The 23,105-nt window shown below is 33.4% G+C and carries 22 protein-coding genes; 14 read left to right on the top strand and 8 right to left on the bottom strand.

What is annotated here, in order from left to right; all coding sequences use genetic code 11:
• Positions 1-4: 4 nt before the first annotated feature.
• On the top strand, positions 5-1,981 hold the full coding sequence (locus DVK85_RS09820) for a PKD domain-containing protein (protein ID WP_114678273.1): 1,977 nt from the start codon (positions 5-7) through the stop codon (positions 1,979-1,981).
• 106 nt (positions 1,982-2,087) lie between these two features.
• Here the strand turns inward: DVK85_RS09820 and DVK85_RS09815 are convergent, their stop codons facing one another.
• The 6 genes from DVK85_RS09815 to DVK85_RS09790 form a co-directional block, all read right to left on the bottom strand.
• A complete protein-coding gene (locus tag DVK85_RS09815) occupies positions 2,088-3,623 on the bottom strand; it encodes a YifB family Mg chelatase-like AAA ATPase (RefSeq protein WP_114678272.1) in 1,536 nt (511 codons plus the stop codon).
• A 77-nt stretch (positions 3,624-3,700) separates the two neighbouring features.
• A complete protein-coding gene (locus DVK85_RS09810; protein ID WP_114678271.1) occupies positions 3,701-5,671 on the bottom strand; it encodes a protein-disulfide reductase DsbD family protein in 1,971 nt (656 codons plus the stop codon).
• Between the two features lie 2 nt (positions 5,672-5,673).
• Entirely contained in the window at positions 5,674-6,984 is a 1,311-nt protein-coding gene (gene tilS, locus DVK85_RS09805; RefSeq protein WP_114678270.1) for a tRNA lysidine(34) synthetase TilS, read from the bottom strand.
• A 43-nt stretch (positions 6,985-7,027) separates the two neighbouring features.
• Positions 7,028-8,317, bottom strand: coding sequence for an anthranilate synthase component I family protein (locus tag DVK85_RS09800; RefSeq protein WP_114678269.1), 1,290 nt, complete (start codon positions 8,315-8,317; stop codon positions 7,028-7,030).
• Between the two features lie 97 nt (positions 8,318-8,414).
• Complete coding sequence (gene lpdA, locus DVK85_RS09795) at positions 8,415-9,821, bottom strand: dihydrolipoyl dehydrogenase (protein WP_114678268.1); 1,407 nt, start codon at positions 9,819-9,821, stop codon at positions 8,415-8,417.
• A 102-nt stretch (positions 9,822-9,923) separates the two neighbouring features.
• Positions 9,924-10,382, bottom strand: coding sequence for an Lrp/AsnC family transcriptional regulator (locus tag DVK85_RS09790; protein ID WP_114678267.1), 459 nt, complete (start codon positions 10,380-10,382; stop codon positions 9,924-9,926).
• 177 nt (positions 10,383-10,559) lie between these two features.
• Here DVK85_RS09790 and DVK85_RS09785 point away from each other — a divergent pair, with 177 nt between their 5' ends.
• From DVK85_RS09785 to DVK85_RS13570, 6 genes are all read left to right on the top strand, one after another.
• Positions 10,560-11,765 carry an aminotransferase class I/II-fold pyridoxal phosphate-dependent enzyme gene (locus DVK85_RS09785; RefSeq protein WP_114678266.1) on the top strand — a complete coding sequence of 402 codons (1,206 nt, stop codon included), beginning with the start codon at positions 10,560-10,562 and terminating at the stop codon, positions 11,763-11,765.
• A gap of 159 nt (positions 11,766-11,924) precedes the next feature.
• Positions 11,925-14,102, top strand: coding sequence for a S9 family peptidase (locus DVK85_RS09780; protein WP_114678265.1), 2,178 nt, complete (start codon positions 11,925-11,927; stop codon positions 14,100-14,102).
• A 41-nt stretch (positions 14,103-14,143) separates the two neighbouring features.
• Complete coding sequence (locus DVK85_RS09775; RefSeq protein WP_114678264.1) at positions 14,144-14,668, top strand: hypothetical protein; 525 nt, start codon at positions 14,144-14,146, stop codon at positions 14,666-14,668.
• A gap of 274 nt (positions 14,669-14,942) precedes the next feature.
• Positions 14,943-15,281: a PadR family transcriptional regulator gene (locus DVK85_RS09770; protein WP_114679033.1), complete on the top strand. Its 339-nt coding sequence runs from the start codon at positions 14,943-14,945 to the stop codon at positions 15,279-15,281.
• A complete protein-coding gene (locus DVK85_RS09765; protein ID WP_114678263.1) occupies positions 15,278-15,709 on the top strand; it encodes a GldL-related protein in 432 nt (143 codons plus the stop codon). Before DVK85_RS09770 ends, DVK85_RS09765 begins: the two co-directional genes overlap by 4 nt.
• Positions 15,710-15,733: 24 nt before the next feature.
• Positions 15,734-15,910, top strand: a complete 177-nt coding sequence (locus DVK85_RS13570; RefSeq protein WP_162845293.1) for a hypothetical protein — start codon at positions 15,734-15,736, stop codon at positions 15,908-15,910.
• 57 nt (positions 15,911-15,967) lie between these two features.
• On the opposite strand, the gene DVK85_RS09760 is transcribed toward DVK85_RS13570, so the two are convergent.
• Complete coding sequence (locus tag DVK85_RS09760) at positions 15,968-16,201, bottom strand: hypothetical protein (RefSeq protein WP_114678262.1); 234 nt, start codon at positions 16,199-16,201, stop codon at positions 15,968-15,970.
• Between the two features lie 42 nt (positions 16,202-16,243).
• Positions 16,244-17,413: a THUMP domain-containing class I SAM-dependent RNA methyltransferase gene (locus DVK85_RS09755; RefSeq protein ID WP_114678261.1), complete on the bottom strand. Its 1,170-nt coding sequence runs from the start codon at positions 17,411-17,413 to the stop codon at positions 16,244-16,246.
• A gap of 260 nt (positions 17,414-17,673) precedes the next feature.
• On the opposite strand from DVK85_RS09755, the gene DVK85_RS09750 reads away from it, so the two are divergent.
• From DVK85_RS09750 to DVK85_RS09720, 7 genes are all read left to right on the top strand, one after another.
• A complete protein-coding gene (locus DVK85_RS09750; protein WP_114678260.1) occupies positions 17,674-18,312 on the top strand; it encodes a peroxiredoxin in 639 nt (212 codons plus the stop codon).
• Between the two features lie 18 nt (positions 18,313-18,330).
• Entirely contained in the window at positions 18,331-18,645 is a 315-nt protein-coding gene (locus DVK85_RS09745) for a thioredoxin family protein (RefSeq protein ID WP_114678259.1), read from the top strand.
• Positions 18,626-18,886: a DUF6952 family protein gene (locus DVK85_RS09740; protein ID WP_114678258.1), complete on the top strand. Its 261-nt coding sequence runs from the start codon at positions 18,626-18,628 to the stop codon at positions 18,884-18,886. Before DVK85_RS09745 ends, DVK85_RS09740 begins: the two co-directional genes overlap by 20 nt.
• Before the next feature lie 166 nt (positions 18,887-19,052).
• Positions 19,053-19,550: a thiol peroxidase gene (gene tpx / locus DVK85_RS09735; protein WP_114678257.1), complete on the top strand. Its 498-nt coding sequence runs from the start codon at positions 19,053-19,055 to the stop codon at positions 19,548-19,550.
• Between the two features lie 3 nt (positions 19,551-19,553).
• Positions 19,554-19,937, top strand: a complete 384-nt coding sequence (locus tag DVK85_RS09730) for a diacylglycerol kinase family protein (RefSeq protein ID WP_114678256.1) — start codon at positions 19,554-19,556, stop codon at positions 19,935-19,937.
• 28 nt (positions 19,938-19,965) lie between these two features.
• The gene (locus DVK85_RS09725; protein ID WP_114678255.1) at positions 19,966-22,449 is read left to right on the top strand and encodes a DNA translocase FtsK; all 2,484 of its coding nucleotides are present in this window, start codon (positions 19,966-19,968) and stop codon (positions 22,447-22,449) included.
• Complete coding sequence (locus tag DVK85_RS09720; RefSeq protein WP_317048210.1) at positions 22,439-23,101, top strand: LolA family protein; 663 nt, start codon at positions 22,439-22,441, stop codon at positions 23,099-23,101. The genes DVK85_RS09725 and DVK85_RS09720 overlap by 11 nt, the downstream gene beginning before the upstream one ends.
• Positions 23,102-23,105 lie beyond the last annotated feature (4 nt).

Raw genomic sequence — 23,105 nt, 5'->3', positions numbered from 1 at the left:
AACTATGAAAAAAAAATACTTTATAAAACTAGCTTTTAGTTTATGCCTTATAACCACTATAAGTAATGCCCAGTCTTGGCAATGGGGTGTTAGCGGAGGAAGTTTTGATTCAGATACTGCTAACGATGAAACCGTTAAATGCATAACTACAGATAATGATGGTAATGTATACAGCCTTTCTAATGTGGGAGTAAATGGTTTGCAGGTAGCTGGTGTGAATAAAGAAGGTTTTAACGGTATTGACTATATGATATCAAGCTTTAGTTGTAGTGGCGAGTACCGATGGTCACGGGTTATAGGCGGACCTGGAACTGATGAAATACAACGTATACAAACTGATGCTCAAGGTAATATTTATGCAGTAGGAAAAATTAAAAGAAATGGAGAGGCTTATTTTGGAGGAGAAACAGGGTATGACATTATCCTTCCTACTTCTTCTTCTTCAGTTAACCTAAACAAGCAAAACCTTTTTATTGTAAAATACAGCTCTGAAGGAGAATTATTATGGATGGAAATGCCACAACCTGAAGACATAAGTTATACAGATGCTTTAATAAACAGCAAATCTCTAGATTTTCAAGTAGATGATGCTGGCAATAGCTATTGGCTTTGTTTTATACCACCAGGTACTTATGCTGATGGAGCTTTTGTAAATACATTAGAGGGGAATAATCTTTTTATTTTTAAATATGACGCAGATGGTAATTTTATAACAGCATCCGAATCAGAAATGCAACCTATAGAAAATTCTTCTATGAATTCAATTCCAAATATGCAACTGGTTTTAGATCATAATAATAACAATTTCTATATCTCATGTAATAAAATAAATACAGATATAGTAGATATGGATATTAATGGTGAGACAATAAGTAACAACTCTTTTTTGGCAGCTTTTAATGAAGATGGTAACTTTTTATGGAAAATAGTTTCTACTATAGAACAAGGTTCGGCAGATATCTTGGATATGTTTATAGATAGTGATAATATGCTGTACTTATCTGGAAGTACCTTTGACGGAAATACTTTAGGAGAAACAACCTTTACATCTCCAACAAACGGAGGATTTCCATACATTATTAAATTAAATGCCGAAGGTGAGGTTATATGGGCCACTAATGGCTCGACTATAAATAGCTCAACATCTGCATATAGTATTACCGTACAAGGCAATGAAGTCGCCGTAACTGGAGGCTTTGGTATACTAAATTGGGATGGATTAGAATTATCACAAGAAACAAACGAAGGGTATGATATTTATTTAGCACGTTTTAACAAACAAGACGGTAGTATTATAGGACTTACAGATATTGAAGGTAACTCTGGTTATTGGGATTATGGTAATGCTATAACTGCCGATATTTACGGAAGTTATTATGTAGGTGGAAGATTTGATAACCTCTTGTATATAGGCGATACTACTCTAGCAGATGGAGCACAAGGAAGGGATTTTTTCATAGCAAAATATGGTACAGAGAATTGTGATTGTAGCATACCACAACCCTCTTTTGGAGTAGTTCCTGACGAGCAAAACGGAAGTAATTTTTCTTTTAACTATACAGGAACAACACCTTATAATACCATTTTATGGAGCTTTGGTGATGGGCAAACATCTGATGTAGAAAGCCCAGAATACTCATATAGTACCCTTGGTACTTATAACGTTTGTGTAACCGTAACTAATGACTGTGGCGATGAAGAATATTGTACTGAAGTAGAAGCTACAACCCTAGGCACTGCTGTATTTAAAAACACGTTAGCAACTGTATATCCTAATCCTGTTGACGAAGTTCTGAATGTTAGAACAGAAAAAGCTTTATCCTATAAAGTTTATTCTATTTTAGGTAGTGAAATAGCTATGGGTAATCTTGATGCTGGCAGTACAATATTATATTTTGATAGTCTTGAATCTGGTGTTTATTTTTTACACTTATCAGATAAAAACAATACTTCAGAAGTAATAAAGTTATTTAAAAAGTAGCCTATTTTATATACTAAAACATAAATAAGCCTCTGATACTACTATCAGAGGCTTATTTATTATATTACGATTATAATTTATGTAAGACATAAAAAGAAAGTATAAACTATCCGAGCCACCCTTCTCTATCAAGACTTCTATACTGTATTGCTTCAGATATATGGTGCGAAGCTATATTTTGAGTCCCTTCAAGATCGGCAATAGTACGGCTCACTTTCAATATCCTGTCATATGCCCGTGCCGAAAGGTTTAATCGCTCCATAGCTGTTTTAAGTAATTGAAGCGAAGCGGTATCGAGCTGGCAATACTCATGTATTTGTTTAGTATTCATTTGTGCATTATAATGTACATTTTCAAATTGTTCAAAACGCTGTGTTTGTACCTCTCTTGCCTTAGTTACACGTTTACGTATTTCTACACTACTCTCTGCTTTATGGTTATCGCTTAGTTTTTCAAAAGGTACAGGAGTAACCTCAATATGAATATCTATCCTATCTAATAATGGTCCTGATATTTTACTCAAATAACGTTGCATTTCGTGTGGTGATGAGCTAACGGGAGCATCTGGGTCATTAAAATATCCTCCAGGGCTAGGGTTCATACTCGCTACCAACATAAAAGACGATGGGTAGGTTATGGTAAATTTAGCCCGACTTATAGTTACTTCTCTATCTTCGAGTGGTTGTCGCATAACCTCTAATACTTCCCGTTTAAACTCAGGTAGCTCATCTAGAAAAAGTACACCATTGTGTGACATAGAAATTTCGCCTGGTTGCGGATAGCTACCACCACCTACAAGTGCTACATTACTAATAGTATGATGCGGACTCCTGAAAGGGCGCTGATTCATAAGCCCCACATTTTTGAGTTTACCTGCTACACTATGTATTTTTGTAGTTTCGAGTGCTTCACGCAATGTCATTGGGGGTAGTATACTAGGCAATCGTTTTGCTAACATTGTTTTACCTGAGCCTGGTGGTCCTATTAGTATAATATTATGCCCGCCCGAGGCAGCTATCTCCATACATCGTTTTATACTCTCTTGTCCTTTTACATCACTAAAATCAAATTCAGGAAAATCAAGGGTTTTATAAAATTCTTCTCGAGTATTTATAGTAGTAGGTTCTAGAGTTCCCCTACCCTCAAAAAAGTCAATAACTTCAGTTACATTTTCTACTCCATATACATCAAGTCCCGCTACAATTGCAGCTTCTTTTACATTTTGTTTTGGCAGAAAAAAACCTTTAAAACCATCTTCTTTTGCTTTTATGGCAATAGGCAATACTCCTTTTATAGGTTGTAGGCTACCGTCTAGCGAAAGCTCCCCCATTATAATATATTTCCCTACTTCGTCGGCTTTTATTTGTCCGCTTGCAGCAAGTATACCTATAGCAAGTGTCAAATCATAAGCAGAGCCTTCTTTTCGCAAGTCGGCAGGAGCCATATTTATCGTAATCTTTTTTCCTGGAAGTTGATAACTGTTATTTTTTAAAGCAGCAGCAATACGGTAGCTACTCTCTTTTATAGCATTATCTGGTAATCCTACTAAGTGATAACCAATACCTTTATCAATATTTACTTCTACAGTAATAGTAGTGGCTTCTACACCAAATACCGCACTCCCGAAAACTTTTATAAGCATATAGCAATTTTTTAGATAGCCGAAAATAATCTAAAAAAATAAATCCTCCCAAAATTAGGGAGGATTTTATTATTTATTTAAAAATTTGCTATTCCAGATTTTAACCAATTTTCATACTCTTCTATATCGGGAGTATACCCTACAGGGTCATTAAGGTTTTCTTCATCAAGATTTATCAGTACATAATAAGGTTGTGCATTAGCTTTATAGCGACTTATCTGAAAGTCACTCCATTTATTACCTACTGTTACTATCTTTTTACCTGTAGTTTCAGATACATATTGCTCGCTTTCAGGTAGCTCTTTTTTATAATCAACATATAATGAAATTAGTACTACATCATTTTTAAGTATAGAAAGAATTCTTTCGTCAGACCATACGTAATCTTCCATTTTACGACAGTTTACACAAGCATAGCCTGTAAAATCTATAAGTACAGGTTTATTTACCTCTTTAGCATAAGCCAATCCTTCTTCATAATCTTCAAAACCGATAATACCGTGTGCTGCTAATTTAGCGCCATCAGGTAACTCTTGGTCATTGCTTACACCTGTTGAACCTCCGAATCCAAATGGCGATTCGCTATAACTCGATGGTGGCGGAAAACCACTTATAAGTTTTAAAGGTGCTCCCCATAATCCTGGTATAAGATATACTGTAAATGTAAGTACAAAAAGTCCCATTAATAACCTACCTACAGAAATTGAAGGTAAAGGACTATCGTGAGGTAATGTAATTTTTCCAAAAAGATATAAAGCTAATACTCCAAAAACAGCTATCCATATTGCTAAAAATGTTTCTCTTTCTAATAAATGCATTTGTAGTACTAAATCGGCATTCGATAGAAATTTGAATGCTAACGCTAATTCTAAGAAACCTAAAACAACTTTAACGGTATTAAGCCATCCACCTGATTTTGGTAAACTGTTAAGCCACCCCGGAAACATTGCAAAAAGCATAAAGGGTAATGCTATAGCTGTAGAGAAACCAAGCATACCAACTATAGGTGCTATACCTCCTTTTGAAGCAGCCTGAACAAGTAATGTGCCTACAATAGGACCTGTACATGAAAACGAAACAATAGCCAATGCTAAAGCCATAAATAAAATACCTATAAAACCTCCTCTATCAGCTTGTTTATCTACTTTATTTGCCCACGAATTGGGTAACATTATCTCGAATGCTCCTAAAAAAGACATTGCAAAAACTATAAGTAGTATAAAAAAGATAATGTTAAACCATACATTGGTAGAAAGAGCATTTAAAGAGTCGGCACCAAAAATTGCTGTTACTAATGAGCCTAATATTACATATATTATTATAATAGATACTCCATAAATAATAGCATTCTTTATACCAGCGGCTTTTGTTTTACTTTGTTTGGTAAAAAAGCTCACCGTCATGGGTATCATTGGGAATACACAAGGGGTAAGTAATGCAGCAAAACCTGATATAAATGCTATAAAAAATATTGCTATTAATCCTTTTTGTTCTTCCTCTTTCTCAGGTTTATCTATACTAGTAGCTTTTTTTTCACTACCCTTATCATTGTTAGGTGTAGTAGCTGCTGCTTCAAAAAATTGTACTTCTTTAGCACTAAGTGATTTTAAATCAAATTCAAAAAACTTATTTTGCTGAATGCAGGACTCTTTACATGCCTGATAAAAAAGCTCTACTTGAACAATACTATTATCAGGGTTTAATAATTTTATAGATTGTTTAATTTGTGCATCTTCTTCAAAAAAAGTCTCATCTACTCCAAAAATATCGTTGAATGCAGTAACTGTTTCACTTTCTTCTGTTTTTCCAGCAGCTTCATAGTTACCTTCGGCATTATTAAATATAACCTCCATGGGTAAACCTCCACCATCTGGAGTAAACTGTGAATATACATGCCAATGATCTTCTATAACAGCATCAAATATAAGTAAGTATTCTGTATCTGATTTTTTCTCAACTTTAGATGTCCATTTTACTGGGTCTAATATCTGTGCATTTGCTGTTATAAATGCAAACAGCATAAAAACAAAATATGTTAATTTTCTCATTATTATATAACCTCTATTTTTAAAATTTGTGTTGTGTTATCTGTTACTTTAAATCGGTCATCAGCACGCCTGCCAATAATCCATATAATTTTATCTTCAGAGCATAAAAGCCATGTATCTTCTTTTTCGGACAAAGACATTTTTTCATCTTTAAAAAACTTAGAAAGTTTTTTTCTTTGTCCATTCATTCCTAAAGGGTAAAAATAATCACCCTCTTGCCATTTTCGCACAAATAAAGGGAATTTTATTAATTGATTATTGATATGTATATGTTTTTTAACTATTTCTTTAGAAAATTGGGTTACATTTTGAAATTTTAGTTTTACAGGGGAGTTTATTTCTTCCTCTTTAGCAGTTATTTTATAAATATTTCTCTCTTGATTTTTTTTAGGTTCTAGTAACAACGTTTCCCTATCTTTTAAAAGTCTATATCCATTAGTCAATACCTGCTTGCCTGACTGTGCTGTTACTAAAGCGTAAATATCATCCCATGCTGTAAACCCAAACGGTTGTAACCATTGGTACAAGTAAGCTCTATAATTGGGTAGTTTTTTAAGTTTATTAATATCAAAAGACTTTTTGTCTTCACCCTCTGTAACTACTTGTTTATAAACTAAAACTGAAGCGTCATCGACCATCGATTTTGCTTGCTGTATATGGTTAAGTGTGTCCTGAAATGATATAGACAATGAAGGGTTTAATGACCTTAATACAGGAATTACATCGTGCCTTAATTTATTACGTAAATATTTATCGGATGCATTACTACTATCTTCTCGCCAATTGATAGTATTAGCTTTAGCATAAGCCACAATTTCCTCTCTTGAAAAAGGTAATAGAGGACGAATTATTTTGTCATTCTGCTCTGGTATTCCTGTGAGTCCATCAATACCTGTACCTCGTATGAAATTAATTAAAAAAGTCTCAATATTATCATCTAGATGATGTCCTGTAAGTAAATAATCAAAATGATTCTTTTCTAATAATTCATAAAACCAAGCATACCGCAACTGTCTTGCTCCTACTTGAATAGATACTTTATTATCATTAGCAAAACTTACTGTATCAAAATGAGTTACAAATATTTTAACTTCATTTTTTTCAGCATACTGCCTGATAAATTCCTCATCGCCATCGCTCTCTTCTCCTCTCAGGTTAAAGTTGCAATGTGCTACAGTAATATCATAATTTAATACTTTAAAAAGGTGTGTTAAAATTATACTATCTACCCCTCCACTAACAGCGAGCAATAGTTTTTTACCTTTAAGAAAAGGCATATTCTCATTAAGATGGTTTCGGAGTTTTGTAAGCATTTTCAAAAGTAAGAAATAATAGAGAATAAAAGAATCAAGCTACTTATACTTCGAGTGTCTTTAACATTGCTTTTGCTTTTAATAAACATTCTTCATATTCTTTTTCAGGGTCAGATTTTGATGTTATGGCGCTCCCTACAGAGAACGACACATATTTATTACTGCTATTGTACAAAATGCTACGAATAACCACATTAAAATCAAAGTCACCATTAGGTGTAAAATAGCCAACAGCGCCACTATAAAGCCCGCGCTTGGTTTCTTCTAGTTTTTCTATAATCTCCATAGCCGATATTTTCGGCGCACCCGTCATACTACCCATTGGAAAGGTACTTTTTATAACATCTACAGGGGTATGCCCTTCTGCTACCTGTGATGTTATTGTAGAAATTAAATGGTGTACCTGTTTAAAGCTATAAACTGCGCATAACTCCTCAACATTTACCGAACCTTTAGCTGCGGTACGCGATAGATCATTACGCACTAAATCGACAATCATTATGTTTTCTGAGCGTTCTTTTTCATTAATTACCAATTCTTGCTTAATAGCTTCATCTTCTATCACATCAGCACTTCTACGGGCTGTACCTTTTATAGGCTGTGATATTATTTTACTCCCCTCTTTTTTAATATACCGCTCTGGGGATGCAGACAGCAAGTAGTGTTGATGATTTTTAAAATAAGTTGCAAATGGTGGTTCGGAAATAGTGTTTAACTTTTCATAGGTTTCTAGCGGATTGACAATAGCTTCTTCTGCATAAAACTCCATACAAAAATTAGCTTCATAGATATCCCCTCTATGAATATGTGCTAGCATATCGCCTACTTTATCAATATAGCTTTCTTTACTAATTCTTTGATTAATAACTACCTGTTGAGTATCATTCGTAATTATTAATTCTAAATTCTCAATTTCCTTCAGGTCTATGTCAATCTCATCATCACACATATTCAAGTAAGCAATTTCTAATTGATTATCTTTAATCAAAAATAGCTTTTTAGGCTGAAAGAAAAACAAATCAGGAAAATCTAATCCATCAAAATTATTAGATTCTAATTTCTCCGTATCATTTTTAAGATCATAGGATAAATAACCAAAAATCCAATCTTTTGTTATTTGCTGGTAGGTATTTAAGTCTTCAAATACATTATTATAATCGGTCTGAATTGCTGTAAGGGCATCTACTGCAAGCACGGCATCATAAGTATTATATTCCCGATGATAATCATTACTGTCTAAAAATACAACTTCGCGAAATTGTTGTGCCCATTGCAATAGTTGTTTTTTAAACTCTTTCGGGTTTTGTATAGTTTGGGATATGGAAGTTCTCACATTTTAGGTTTAAAGCTATCAAAAATACAATAAATACAGGGTACTAAAAAACCCACTCTTTATTAAGAGTGGGTTTATATATAGTATATATAATAAATTACATATGTAATGGTCTGTTATCTGTAGCAGCAAGCGCAGCTTCTTTAACAGCCTCAGCATAGGTTGGGTGGGCATGGCTCATTCTAGAGATATCCTCTGCAGATGCTTTAAATTCCATAGCAGTAACTGCTTCAGCAATAAGATCGGCAGTACGAGCACCTATCATGTGTACCCCTAATACTTCATCTGTTTTTGCATCAGCAAGTATTTTCACAAAACCGTCAGTATCCATACTAGCACGCGAGCGCCCTAATGCTTTGAAAGGGAAACTACCTGATTTATATTGTACTCCTGCTTCTTTCAGTTGCTCTTCAGTTTTACCTACAGCAGCAACCTCCGGCCATGTATATACTACACCTGGTACAAGATTATAATCTATATGCGGTTTTTGCCCTGCAATAGTTTCAGCTACAAATACCCCTTCTTCTTCCGCTTTGTGTGCTAGCATTGCGCCACGCACTACATCGCCTATAGCATATATAGTAGACACATTAGTTTGTAAATGCTCATTTACTTCTACTTGCCCTCTATCTGTAAGTTTTACCCCTGCTTTATCTGCGTTAAGCCCATCTGTAAAAGGACGACGACCTACAGATACTAGTGCATAATCTCCATCAAGTGTTATTGTTTCGCCTTTTTTATTTTCAGCTTCCACTTTTACATCAGCACCGTTTCTTTCTACCGATTTCACTTTATGCGAAGTGTAGAATTTCATACCCTGCTTTTTAAGCACTTTGGTAAGTTCTTTAGATAATGAAGCGTCCATAGTAGGGATTATTCTATCCATGTACTCTACTACCGATACTTGTGCACCAAGACGAAGATATACTTGCCCAAGCTCAAGACCAATAACCCCACCACCTATAATAACAAGATGCTTAGGTACTTCTTTTAGTTTTAAAGCCTCTGTAGAAGTTATTATTTTTTCTTTATCAATTTTTATAAATGGTAACGATGATGGTTTAGAACCTGTAGCAATAATAACATTTTTTGCTTCTATAGTTTCGGATGAACCATCGTTTTTAGTAACTTTTACATGAGTAGCGTCTTCAAAAGAACCAACACCTTCTAGAACAGTAATTTTATTTTTGTCCATTAGGTATTTAATACCACTAACGTTTTGGTCAACAACCCCTTGCTTACGGGCTATCATTTGCTCAAAGTTCACTTTTATTTCTCCGGCAATATCAATACCGTGTTCTTTAAAGTGTGAAGTCGCATCGTGGTAATGGTGCGAAGAATCTAACAATGCTTTAGATGGAATACAACCTACATTAAGGCAAGTACCTCCTAGTGTTGGGTATTTTTCTATTATTGCGGTATTAAAACCTAGTTGTGCACATCGTATAGCTGATACATAACCACCAGGACCAGAACCTATAACGACTACGTCGAATGAACTCATAATATAGTTTTTTGTGTATATTTTATTTTTCGTAGAGCAAATTTAGCGAAGTTTTTTTGTTTAGGCTATTCTAACCGAAAACTAATAACAAAAATTTAGTTTTTATACCTCTATTACATTGGTATTCTTTACTTCATTTATCATAAATATACTGTGAGTACTACCTATGTGTTGTATAGTAGTGAGTTTTGTAACCATAAACTCCCTATAAGCTTCCATATCATCTACATATATTTTCAAAATATAATCATAATCACCACTCACATGGAAACACTCGAGTACTTCATCAAGTTTTTTAACTTCTTGCTCAAATTTTGTTAGATATTCTTTAGTGTGCTGTACTAACTTAATATGGCAAAATACCCCGAAAGCACGCTGTACTTTTTTATGATTTAATAATGCTACATAATTACTAATAATACCTTCGCGTTCTAGTTTTTTTACACGCTCATAAACAGCAGTAACCGAAAGATTTAATTTTAAAGATAATTCTTTAGTAGTACGTCTGCTATCTTGCTGTAACAGCATAAGGAGTTTTTTATCGGTAATATCTAAATTCATACTGAAAATTTTTCGGCAGTTATATAACAACTATTACTTTTATAAATTATTTATCTAATATAATTCAAATTTATAGAATTTTAATCTAAGTAAACCCATATCTATTGATTATTTACTCAGTTTTCATTCTCTTTGGTTAATTAAAATAGTAACTACTAACTCAAAACTTTTTATACTATGGCATTTAATCCTGCAGACAAAATTCAAGATTTACAATATTTCGGTGAATTTGGTGGTGTAAACCCATCTGTTTCTGATTCTTCTACTTATACATTCCTTTCGGCAAAAAGTATGTTTGATACTTTTGAAGGTAACGCTGAGGGTTGTTATCTTTACTCACGCCACACATCACCAAGTAACCTTTATTTAAGTCAAGCTCTTGCTGCTATGGAGGGTACTGAGACAGCTAATGTAGCTGCATCGGGTATGGGAGCTATTACTCCCGTATTATTACAACTTTGTGGCGCAGGCGATCATATTGTATCGAGCCGTACTATATATGGAGGTACATATGCCTTTATGAAAAACTTTTTGCCACGACTAAACATCAACACAGCATTTGTAGATATTACAAAACTAGATGTGGTAGAGGCTGCTATTACTCCTACTACTAAAGTTTTGTATTGCGAAACAGTAAGTAATCCACTACTAGAGGTTGCCGATATAGAAGGTTTATCTAAAATAGCAAAGAAACACAACCTAAAACTTATTGTAGATAATACATTCTCTCCATTATCAGTATCTCCTGTAACAATGGGTGCCGATGTAGTAATACATAGCCTTACTAAATTTATAAACGGAAGTAGTGATACTGTGGGCGGTGTTGTTTGTGCTTCAACAGAGTTTATAAATTCGCTTAAAAGTGTAAATGATGGTGCTAGTATGCTACTTGGTTCTACAATGGATAGCCTTCGTGCATCGAGTATATTAAAAAACTTACGCACACTACATATCAGAATAAAGCAACATAGCCATAACGCATTATACCTTGCTGAGCATTTTGAAAAAGATGGACTTAAAACTGTATATCCTGGTCTTGCAAGTCACCCAAGCCATGAATTGTATAAAGGTATGATTAACCCAGAGTATGGTTTTGGAGGCATGCTTACCATAGACGCAGGTTCTCTGGAAAAAGCTAACGAATTGATGGAGTTAATGCAAGAACGTAACTTAGGCTACCTTGCTGTAAGTCTTGGTTTCTATAAAACATTATTCAGTGCACCGGGTTCTTCTACATCTAGTGAAATACCAGAAGATGAGCAAAAAGATATGGGACTTACTGATGGTCTTATCCGTTTCTCTATAGGTCTTGATAATGATATAGAACGTACCTATAACATGATGAAAGCCTGTATGGTAGAACTTGGAATTCTTTCTGCATAAAAAATAATAAGATTACTTTAAAAAATCCGTTTCGTTAATGAAACGGATTTTTTTGTAACTAATTTGCGCTTATTATTACTAATAATGCAAATTACATCTCGGCGTATTACGTAGTTTTCGTTAAATTCGCTTTTCTAATCGAACAACAAACAAATTAAAATGAGAAAATTATTATTCCTATTCTTATTGACAGGTTTTGTAGCAACTGCACAACGTAACCTAAACATACAAGAAGCTACTTATGGACAATATCAGGCATTTGCTGTTAAAAGTCTTGTATCGCCGCAATGGCGACCAGAAACTAATACCGTTACACATCTTAACGCCTCATACTCGGCACTAGTAGCACGTAGCGAGGGTAATAAATGGAGTGAAAATACTTTACTTACTAAAGAAGATATAATTACCGCCTTAAAAAATAAATTTCCAGAGGAACAATTTACAATACAAATTTTCCCATATAGCTATACTTGGAAAGATAAAAATACCATTTCTTTTGAGGTTACAGGAAAGGATGCTAACTATATAGTACTTTTTAATGTTGATAAAAAAGAAGTAAGTAATGCCATTACTATAAATACCGAAGCTACACAACAAGCACTTTCTCCTAATAATAAGTATGCAGCTTCTTTAAACGATAATAATATTGTTATTACAGCTGCAAATGGTAAAAATACTGTTGTTACTAATGATGTTGCGGGCATTGTAAACGGTAGCGACTACACCCACCGTCAGGAATTTGGTATTGATAGAGGTATGTGGTGGAGTCCTAACAGCGATAAACTACTTTATTACCGCAAAGACGAAACAATGGTAGGTAACTACCCTTTAGTAGATTTTGGTGCTCGTACAGCATCAGAAAAAGATGTTAAATACCCAATGGCAGGATTAAAAAGTGAAGAGGTTACTCTTGTAGTATATGATATTGCATCAGCTAAAAAAATTACTTTAAAAACTGATGGTCCTAAAGAGCAATTTTTAACTACAATAACATGGTCTCCTGATGGTAAATATATATTTGTAGGTGTATTAAACAGGGAACAAAATGATTTAAAATTAAATAAATATGATGCCACTACAGGTAATTTTATAAACACACTTTTTGAAGAAACAGCTACTACTTATGTAGAGCCTTTGCACCCACTTACTTTTGTGCCTGGTAAAAACGACGAGTTTATATACCGTACAGAAAAAGACGGTTATGAGCAATTATACCTTTATAATACTAATGGAAAATTATTAAAAAAACTAGGCTATAATGATGTTGTTATTACTGACCTATTAGAATTTGATGCTAAAGCCAAGAATGTATTTTATGTAGGTACTGCTAACAATGGTCTTGACAGACAATTGTATAAAGTAAACTTAAAATCAGGTAAAACTACACCCGTTACTACTGCATCTGGTGTACATAATATTGTACTAAATAGTGATGCTACTTATGCACTCGATAGCTTTAGTAATACTACTACACCTAATGATGTAAGTATTATTAACCTAAAAAATAATAAGACTACTACCCTATTTAATGCTGAGAACCCTTATACAGGAAAAACGGTATTACCTAAAATGGAACTGGTTACTATAACGGCTGCTGATGGCAAAACACCGCTAAACGGTAGATTGATTTACCCTGCTAATTTTGATGCTTCTAAAAAATATCCTGTTATGGTATATGTTTACGGAGGTCCTCATGCGCAGCTTATAACCAATAGTTGGTTAGGCGGGGCTTCATTATTTGATTACTATATGGCACAAAAAGAGTATGTAGTATTTACTTTAGATAATAGAGGTAGCGATGCACGCGGGCGTGATTTTGAACACGTAATACATCGTCAGTTAGGTCAAAATGAAATGGCTGACCAAATGAAAGGTATTGATTTTCTTAAATCGAAGTCTTTTGTAAATCAAGATAAAATAGGTGTTTATGGCTGGAGCTTTGGTGGTTTTATGACTACGTCATTAATGACAAGCCATCCTGAAACTTTTAAAGTAGGTGTTGCCGGTGGCCCTGTTATTGACTGGAAATTTTACGAAATAATGTATGGTGAGCGTTATATGGATATGCCGCAGGAAAACCCTGAAGGCTATGCTAAAACTAGCCTTATAGACAAAGCTAAAAATCTACAAGGTAGATTACTTATGATACACGGTGCGCAAGATAATGTAGTAGTGCAACAGCACAGTATGGAGTTTATACAGGCTTGTATAGAAGCTAACAAACAAATAGACTACTTCCTGTACCCTACTCATGAGCATAACGTGCGTGGTAAAGATCGTTTTCACCTAAATCAGAAAATTGCTGATTATTTTGATACCTATTTGAAAAAAGATTAATTAAAACGGAGACTTAGGTCTCCGTTTATTATATATAATATATGAATAATCACATTGTGCTAATTTATAGCAATGACTTATCTGTAATTAAAGAAGCAATTAGGGAATGGATATATCTTTATAAAAATAAATTAGAGCCTAGTACAACATTTAATATATATCAGATTGAAGAACATGGGTATTTAATAGAATTATCTAAAATTATTAATAATGATCTATTTGCCTTTTTCGTGAATTATCTTACATATTCTAAGAAAGATGTTTGGGTACATGTTGAAGGTTTTACTACTGCATACAACACGGGTTTTGATAAATCAGTTCGCGGTAAAAACATCATTATGTTTATTCCTGAAACGGATGATGAGTATGATGTTGTATATGTAGTTACTGAAGACAACAAAAGCTATAAATACGATTTTGGAGGAGGTATTAGTAAAACAACTATCGATAAAGTATATTCTTTTCCTCATATAAACCTAAAAGAATTAAAAGAACCTGAGATTATAGTTACTACTGATTTTATGAATGATAAAGAAACTGAATTCAGTTTAACAAAATGGTTTTAGAAGTTTTTTAATCTAAAGTCATAGAATAATCGGCATTTATCATTAAAAATACCCATTATTGGGTATTTCCAATATGTATTAATAAAATAACTTTGCAGTAGAGATGGTCGAATTACAGTAAACCAACTATTCTTTTTTAGGATTTAAAATTTCTGTCAAGAGTTAGGGGTGATTTTTTGACAGAGCAACAGGGACTTCACAGTCCCTGTTTTTTTATTTTAAAAATATAATACATTTTAATAAAATGTATTATATAAAAATGTATATTTGTACTATGTATAATAAAGAACTAACAAAAGGAACGCTACAACCTATAATTTTAAAGCTCATTAGCGAGAGCGATAAAATGTATGGTTATGAAATTACCCAAAAGGTAAAAGAACTCACTAAAGGAAAAATTGATATATCCGAAGGTGCACTTTATCCTATACTTCATAAAATGGAAGCTGATAAAGTACTTGATACAGAGAAAATTTATATAGGTAAAAGGGTACGCAAATATTATAAAATTACAGAGTCTGGCAAAAAGGTAGCAATGGAGATTACCAATGAACTGAATGATTTTATAGCGACTCTTTCGCTAATTTTTAACGAAAAAAAACTAGTCAGATGATAGTAAGTGAAGAACAAATTGAATATATAGCTACCAATCTTGAATTTTATGGAATAACTTCTGGTGAGCTTAAAGAGGACTTACTAGATCATATATGCACTCAAATAGAAACGGGTAATTATACAGATTTTGAAACTGCTTATCAAAATAGTTTACAAACATTTGGCGGTCATCATGCCATACATACCATACAGCGTGAAACTTATACTTTAACTACTATGCAAAAAAGTAAAAGAAGACAAAAGCTGGTTTACATTAGTGCTTATATTTCGGCTACATTAATAGCTTTGGGATCACTCTTTAAGATCATGCATTGGCCAATGGCTAGTATTCTTCTAGCTCTCGGTTTTATTGTACTAATCTTATTATTTTTTCCTGCTTTCTTTTACCATCGTTATAAATCATCAGAAATAAAACTATACGAATAATCATTAATTAAAATCAATCATATCATGAAACGAACAGTTTATTTATTAGGATTCATTACCTTCTTTACACTAAGTACAGGTATTATGTTTAAAATTATGCATTGGCCAATGGCAAGCTTATTAATGGTAATAGGCTTTATGCTATTAAACTTCGGTTATCTTCCTATTTACTTTTATCAAAAGTACAAAATGGCAGCATAACCATTTTTTTCGAGTTAGTTAAAAATAAAAGAGGGAATTATAGTAATTCCCTCTTTTTTATTTAACCTCTTTTACTCCTTTAGTAAAAAGCCATTTCATAAATATTTTATCTTCTCCTTGAAATTTCACTACCTGAAATTTTGGTGCAAGTATAGTAGCAACTACAGCAGCAGTTACAGGAACCATAATCCCTGTTAACTCTGTATACTGAGCAGTTAAAAGATATACTATAATAAAGAAAGGAGCATAACCCGCAAGGTTATATAAAATTGATTTTACTTTTTTATTCATAATGCATATTTTGTAATATAGGTAACTACCTATATTTATTTATTAATCTTGTTCCTGTTGTTGTTGAAACTTTGTTCGCTTACTACCTTCATACATTTCATATTTAACCAATCTGGCTTCTAGCTTACCGTTAAATAGCTTTATTTTTCGCGAAGGTCGTAACCCTACATATTTTAGGGCTTCTAGATTAGCGGTTATAAACCATGCATTAGTACCTGGGTAACCTTGCTTTAATGTATCGCCTATTTCACGATAAAAACGTTCCATATCTACATCAAGCCTTTCACCGTATGGGGGGTTAAAAACCATATGCAATGGTCCTTGACTTTCTTTATCTGTTTCAAAAAAGTTCTCACGACTTATAGTAACATACTCATCTAGATTGGCATTTTTAATATTATCTTTTGCTTTCTCTACTGCCGATGGTGCTTTATCATAGCCTTTAATGGTATAATGAAACTCACGCACTTTTTTCATTAACGAGTCGATAATATCATCAAAAAGATCGTTATCCCAATCGCTCCATTTTTCAAAAGCAAATTCTTTACGATTTAAGTTTGGAGGTATATTACAAGCTATCATAGCCGCTTCGGCAAGTATCGTTCCACTACCACACATTGGGTCTAGGAAATCGCCTTGTCCATCCCAACCACTTAGTAATAGCATACCTGCAGCAAGCACTTCATTAATAGGAGCTATATTAGTAGCTGTACGATATCCTCTTTGGTGTAGCGAGTTACCAGAGGTATCTAGCGCTACAGAGCATTGATCATTATAAATATGTACATTGATTCGTAAGTCTGGAAAATCTTTATCAATATCTGGGCGTTTTCCAAATTTATCTCTAAACTGGTCTACAATAGCATCTTTAGTTTTTAAAGCTACAAATTGCGAATGGTTAAAATGGTCAGAATGTAAGGTAACATCTACCACAAATGACTGATTTTCATTTATATATTCAGACCAGTCTATACCTTGTATACCTTTATATAAGCTACTTTCGTTATACGCTCTAAAAAAATAGATAGGTTTTAATATTTTTAGTGCAGTACGCAATGCAAGATTAGCTTTATACATAAAGCCTTTATCGCCTTTAAAGCTTACCATTCTTACCCCCTGCTCTATATCCTGTGCGCCTAGTATTTGTAATTCTTTTGCAAGTATTTCTTCAAAACCAAATAAGGTTTTGGCTACCATTTTAAAATTTTCCATTCTGTCTTTTCAAGATTCTCTGCAAAAATAAGGTAAATAATTAGCATTTATTTATTATATCTCATTATTACCTATATACAGCACCTTCATTAAAAAATTTCAGAAAAATATTATATTTCTAAAATTTATTGTTTAACTTAATTAGTATAGAGTATCTCTATAGATAGATAGGTAAATGTGATAAAAATCATTTACATATAGTAATCATTGTTACTATATTTGTCATGTAGAAAAAATCAATAATCTTAAAAATTATACACATGTCATTAGTAGGAAAAAAATTCCCAAACATTGCCGTAGACGCTATCTCTGAAATGGGAGATAATCTTTCAATTAACATTTTTGAAGAAGCTGTAAACAATAACAAGAAAGTATTATTATTTTGGTATCCTAAAGATTTTACTTTTGTATGCCCTACAGAATTACATGCTTTTCAAGCTGCTTTAGGTGAGTTTGAAAAAAGAAATACTATGGTAGTTGGTGCATCTTGCGATACTAACGAAGTGCACTTTGCATGGTTAAACACTGCAAAAGATAACGGTGGTATAGAAGGTGTTACTTATCCTATACTAGCAGATACTACAAGAAACTTATCTAATATTTTGGGTATTCTTGACATCGAATCATCTAGCTATGATGAAGATAATGATTCTGTTATCATTTCAGGTTCTAATGTTACTTATCGTGCTACTTATCTTGTAGATGAAACAGGTAAAATTTTCCACGAAAGTGTAAACGATATGCCACTTGGTAGAAATGTAAATGAATACCTACGCCTTATAGATGCTTATACTCACGTACAAGAAAAAGGTGAAGTATGCCCTGCAAACTGGGAAGAAGGTAAAGATGCTATGACTGCCGACAGAAAAGGTGTTGCTTCTTACCTAAGCCAAAACTAATAACTAAAAATAAATACTATGTTACAGGAACTTGATAAAGACAATCTTGCAGATATCGTTGCCGGAGAAGATGTGGTAGTAGTACAATACTCTGCCGGATGGTGTGGTAACTGTAGGATAATGAAACCAAAATTTAAAAGAATAGCAGGAGAGAATGAAAATGTAACATTTGTTATCGCTGATGCTGAAAATTTTCCAGAGTCTAGAAAATTAGCTAATGTAGATAACCTACCTACTTTTGCTACTTTTAAAAATGGTAGCTTGGTAAACCAAGTACAAACAAACAAACTTGAAATTTTAACCGATTTAGTCAATGAAGTTACCAGTAATTAAGCACTTAAACGAGTTTATAGAGCAAAACGACCAAGACTATATAGTAGAAACCTTGGAAGTACTAGAAGCACTTACAGAAGTTCCATCTTTAAAAGATGAAGAATTAGATGTTATTGGAGAATTAATATCTAATATGTATGGTGCACTCGAGGTAAATAAGATGATTAAAGACGGTATGAGCAAAAAGGACGCAGTAAATAGTTTTATGCAGCGTGTACTTGGCGCAATAGACAAAAATTAGATTTTTCATAATTAGGTTAAAAAAGGTGCTTTCGATAACGGGAGCACCTTTTTTTTATAAATATAATAGAGTTTACCTCTAGAAATGATACAACTATAAAAGTAAATGAGATACTCTACAGCATACAATATAATTTGTTACTTTTGTTTACTTAAAAATATACAAAATGGCAGATATCAATTTAGGAGGAAACCCTGTAAAAACATCGGGCAACTTACCCCAAAAAAATACTAAAGCACCGAATTTTAATCTTGTAAAAGGCGACCTTAGCAATGCAACGCTTGCAGATTTTGAAGGTAGCAAAGTAGTACTTAACATATTTCCTAGTGTAGATACAGGAACATGTGCTGCATCGGTAAGAAAATTTAATGAAGAAGCATCTAAATTAGAAAATACAAAAGTATTATGTATATCGCGCGATTTACCTTTTGCTCAGGCACGTTTTTGTGGAGCTGAAGGATTAGAAAATGTAATTTCGCTTTCTGATTTTAAAGATGGTAGTTTTGGAGATAGCTACGGACTCACTGTTATAACAGGACCACTAGCAGGACTACACTCTAGAGCTGTAGTAGTTATAAACGAAGAGGGTAATATTATTTATACAGAACAGGTTGCAGATATAAAAGACGAACCTAACTATGAAAGTGCCTTAGCAGTTTTATAATATATGAAAGACAACAGGTTTGTAAAAGGTAGATTAAAAAGTGTAGTATATGCTGCTAAAGGTGCATATAAATTAGTTACTACAGAGCATAGTATTATGGTACAGTTTGCAGTAGGCATACTGGTAACTATGGCTGGCTTTTTTTTTAAGATATCGCATACAGAGTGGCTTATACAAACCTTAGCCATAGGCTTAGTATTAGGTATAGAAGGTGTAAATACCGCTATCGAAAAAATTGCTGATTTTATACATCCGCAGTACCATGAACGAATAGGTTTTATAAAAGATATTGCTGCGGGTGCTGTTTTTTTTGCAGCACTCACAGCGTTAACCATAGGTGCTATTATTTATTACCCTAAAGTTTACCTACTTTTTCAACTAAATTGATATTTTATATTTAAAGACAGTTCCCTAAATGGCAAAAAAGAAACAAGATACTTCTAAAAAAGAGGCTAAACCCATTAATGATAAGAAGAAATGGACCTTATCGCGTAGAAATAAGGTATTAACAGGTGTCCTATTTTTCTTATTCGCTATAGCACTACTTCTATCATTTGTATCTTATTTCCTGTATGGTGAATATGACCAAAGTGCACTTTATAAGTTTGGAGAACGTAGTGAAGCTGTACACAACTGGCTAGGAAAATTTGGGGCTTATCTTGCCTATGTATTTTTATATAATGGTTTTGGTATAGCATCATTTATAATAATACGCTTTTTTTTCTTGTTAGGAGCATATCTCGTTATAGACTTGCCTACTAGTAAACTTAAAAAAACACTTTTTTGGGATCTTTTCCTTACTATTATAGTATCGGTGCTATTCGGTTTTTTCAATCAGTATCTTCCTGAATTAGGAGGTATTATTGGTTATGAAATAAACCTTTTTATGCAAGATTATCTTGGTAAAACAGGTACTATATTAGTACTTATTTTTGGACTGTTTGTTTTCTTATTATTCAGAGTGAAGATTTCACCCGATGTAATAAAATCACTTTTTGAAAGAAAACAACGCGAAGTACAAGAAGCTACTATAAAAGATACCGATGATATAGTTGCTGATAATAATACTGTGCCTGTGAACGAAACACCTATCTCATCAAATGAAAGTGAATCAACAACTCCTACATCTAATATTGAAGATAATGAGGAGGATGGGTTTGAAAAAATGGAACTTACTATAAAACCATCGCAGTTTGAAATAAATAAAGAGGATTTAAAACCTACTATATCACATTCATCTGAAATTACACTAGATACAAAACCTAAAGAAACTGAATTAAATACAGAAACTGAAGAACCTATTACTGAAGATTTTGTAATAGAAAAATCGACAGAAGAAGAAACTGTAAAAGAAAATCTTTCTGATAAACTGGTTAAAGACTTTGGAGAGTTTGACCCTACGCTAGATCTTTCTAATTACCAATTTCCGTCTATAGAATTATTAAAAGACTACTCATCAGGCGGTATAACCATTAACCAAGAAGAGCTTGAAGAAAATAAAAACCGTATTGTAGAAACATTACGCAATTATAAAATTGATATTGCTCAAATAAAAGCTACCGTAGGTCCTACTGTAACACTATATGAAATAGTACCCGAAGCTGGTATAAGAATATCAAAAATTAAAAACCTAGAAGATGATATTGCCTTGTCATTATCGGCACTGGGTATTCGTATTATTGCACCTATTCCTGGAAAAGGAACTATTGGTATAGAAGTACCAAACAAGAAGCCAACTATGGTTTCTATGAGAAGCGTTATTGCTTCGCCAAAATTCCAGAATGCCGAAATGGAACTACCTATTGCATTAGGTAAAACCATATCTAACGAAACCTTTGTGGTTGACCTTGCCAAAATGCCTCACTTGTTAATGGCAGGTGCTACGGGGCAAGGTAAATCGGTAGGACTAAATGCTGTACTTACATCATTACTATACAAAAAACATCCTGCCGAAGTAAAATTTGTATTAGTTGACCCTAAGAAGGTAGAGCTAACACTATTTAATAAAATAGAGAGACACTACTTAGCAAAATTACCTGATGATGGCGATGCTATTATAACAGATAACACTAAAGTTATTAATACATTAAACTCTCTTTGTATTGAAATGGATAACCGTTATAACCTACTAAAGGATGCAATGGTGCGAAATATTAAAGAATATAATGATAAATTTAGACAACGTAAATTAAACCCAGAAAATGGGCATCGTTTTCTACCCTATATTGTACTAGTAGTAGATGAGTTTGCCGATTTAATAATGACCGCAGGAAAAGAGGTAGAAATGCCAATAGCAAGACTAGCACAGCTTGCAAGAGCTATAGGCATACACCTTATCATTGCTACACAGCGTCCGTCGGTTAATGTTATTACGGGTATGATTAAAGCTAATTTCCCAGCACGTTTAGCATTTAGAGTAATGTCTAAAATAGATTCTAGAACCATTTTAGATGCTGGTGGAGCAGATCAGTTAATAGGTCGTGGAGATTTATTATATACTAACGGAAATGACATGGTACGTGTTCAATGTGCCTTTGTAGATACTCCTGAGGTTGAAAGAATAACCGAATTTATCGGATCTCAAAAAGCATATCCTGACGCTTACCTCCTACCTGAATATTCTGGTGAAGAAAGTGGCACTAATCTTGATAATGATATCTCCGAAAGAGATTCTATGTTTAGAGAAGCTGCCGAGGTTATTGTTATAGCACAACAAGGTTCGGCTTCGCTACTACAACGTAAGCTAAAACTTGGTTACAACCGCGCAGGTAGAATTATAGACCAGCTAGAAGCTGCTGGTATAGTAGGACCGTTTGAAGGTAGTAAAGCAAGAGGCGTACTTATACCTGATATGGCATCTCTTGAGTTATTTTTTAAAAATGAAGGAAATGATGTTTAACATGCAAAAGAGTATAAAACTTATAGTACTTTTTATACTTACATTTTGTTTTTCTGCCAATGCACAAGATTCGCTAAAGGCTAAAAACCTGCTCGACCAAGTATCTTTAAAAGTAAGGAGTTACAATAACATTGTACTCGATTTTAAATATACCGTTGTAAATGCAGACCAAAACCTCCATCAGGAAAGTAAAGGCAATGTAGCCCTTAAAGGTGACCAGTATGTACTAAACATAATGGGTATTACCCGAATATATGATGGAAGCAAAGTGTATAATATTGTACCAGAAGACGAAGAAATATCTATTTCTACTTTTGATGACCAAAAGACCGATGAGCTTACACCTGCTAAAATGTTTACTTTTTTTAATGTAGGTTATAAGTACACGTGGGATATTACCCAAAACATAAAAGGCAGAAAAATTCAGTACATAAAATTAAAGCCACTTGATAAAAACAATACTACTAAAGAGGTATTAATAGGTATAGATTTGCAAACAAAACATATTTACAACCTTTTAAAAATAGACAAAGATGGTACTAAAACCACGTTTACTATAAATTCTTTTAAAACGAACCAGCCTTTGTCAAAAAATCATTTTACCTTTACAGAGGGTAAATACCCCAATTACTACATCAATAGATTAGACTAATTTT

The organism is Flavobacterium arcticum (assembly GCF_003344925.1).
GTDB lineage: Bacteria > Bacteroidota > Bacteroidia > Flavobacteriales > Flavobacteriaceae > Flavobacterium > Flavobacterium arcticum.
This window is presented reverse-complemented; position numbering and strand designations above follow the sequence as displayed.

What these genes read in the sequence shown, in the direction of transcription:
- DVK85_RS09820 (WP_114678273.1), top strand. Translation starts at nt 5, where the DNA reads ATGAAAAAAAAATACTTTATAAAACTAGCTTTTAGTTTATGCCTTATA.
- DVK85_RS09815 (WP_114678272.1), bottom strand. Translation starts at nt 3,623, where the DNA reads ATGCTTATAAAAGTTTTCGGGAGTGCGGTATTTGGTGTAGAAGCCACT.
- DVK85_RS09810 (WP_114678271.1), bottom strand. Translation starts at nt 5,671, where the DNA reads ATGAGAAAATTAACATATTTTGTTTTTATGCTGTTTGCATTTATAACA.
- tilS (WP_114678270.1), bottom strand. Translation starts at nt 6,984, where the DNA reads ATGCTTACAAAACTCCGAAACCATCTTAATGAGAATATGCCTTTTCTT.
- lpdA (WP_114678268.1), bottom strand. Translation starts at nt 9,821, where the DNA reads ATGAGTTCATTCGACGTAGTCGTTATAGGTTCTGGTCCTGGTGGTTAT.
- DVK85_RS09790 (WP_114678267.1), bottom strand. Translation starts at nt 10,382, where the DNA reads ATGAATTTAGATATTACCGATAAAAAACTCCTTATGCTGTTACAGCAA.
- DVK85_RS09785 (WP_114678266.1), top strand. Translation starts at nt 10,560, where the DNA reads ATGGCATTTAATCCTGCAGACAAAATTCAAGATTTACAATATTTCGGT.
- DVK85_RS09780 (WP_114678265.1), top strand. Translation starts at nt 11,925, where the DNA reads ATGAGAAAATTATTATTCCTATTCTTATTGACAGGTTTTGTAGCAACT.
- DVK85_RS09775 (WP_114678264.1), top strand. Translation starts at nt 14,144, where the DNA reads ATGAATAATCACATTGTGCTAATTTATAGCAATGACTTATCTGTAATT.
- DVK85_RS09770 (WP_114679033.1), top strand. Translation starts at nt 14,943, where the DNA reads ATGTATAATAAAGAACTAACAAAAGGAACGCTACAACCTATAATTTTA.
- DVK85_RS09765 (WP_114678263.1), top strand. Translation starts at nt 15,278, where the DNA reads ATGATAGTAAGTGAAGAACAAATTGAATATATAGCTACCAATCTTGAA.
- DVK85_RS13570 (WP_162845293.1), top strand. Translation starts at nt 15,734, where the DNA reads ATGAAACGAACAGTTTATTTATTAGGATTCATTACCTTCTTTACACTA.
- DVK85_RS09760 (WP_114678262.1), bottom strand. Translation starts at nt 16,201, where the DNA reads ATGAATAAAAAAGTAAAATCAATTTTATATAACCTTGCGGGTTATGCT.
- DVK85_RS09755 (WP_114678261.1), bottom strand. Translation starts at nt 17,413, where the DNA reads ATGGAAAATTTTAAAATGGTAGCCAAAACCTTATTTGGTTTTGAAGAA.
- DVK85_RS09750 (WP_114678260.1), top strand. Translation starts at nt 17,674, where the DNA reads ATGTCATTAGTAGGAAAAAAATTCCCAAACATTGCCGTAGACGCTATC.
- DVK85_RS09745 (WP_114678259.1), top strand. Translation starts at nt 18,331, where the DNA reads ATGTTACAGGAACTTGATAAAGACAATCTTGCAGATATCGTTGCCGGA.
- DVK85_RS09740 (WP_114678258.1), top strand. Translation starts at nt 18,626, where the DNA reads ATGAAGTTACCAGTAATTAAGCACTTAAACGAGTTTATAGAGCAAAAC.
- tpx (WP_114678257.1), top strand. Translation starts at nt 19,053, where the DNA reads ATGGCAGATATCAATTTAGGAGGAAACCCTGTAAAAACATCGGGCAAC.
- DVK85_RS09730 (WP_114678256.1), top strand. Translation starts at nt 19,554, where the DNA reads ATGAAAGACAACAGGTTTGTAAAAGGTAGATTAAAAAGTGTAGTATAT.
- DVK85_RS09725 (WP_114678255.1), top strand. Translation starts at nt 19,966, where the DNA reads ATGGCAAAAAAGAAACAAGATACTTCTAAAAAAGAGGCTAAACCCATT.
- DVK85_RS09720 (WP_317048210.1), top strand. Translation starts at nt 22,439, where the DNA reads ATGATGTTTAACATGCAAAAGAGTATAAAACTTATAGTACTTTTTATA.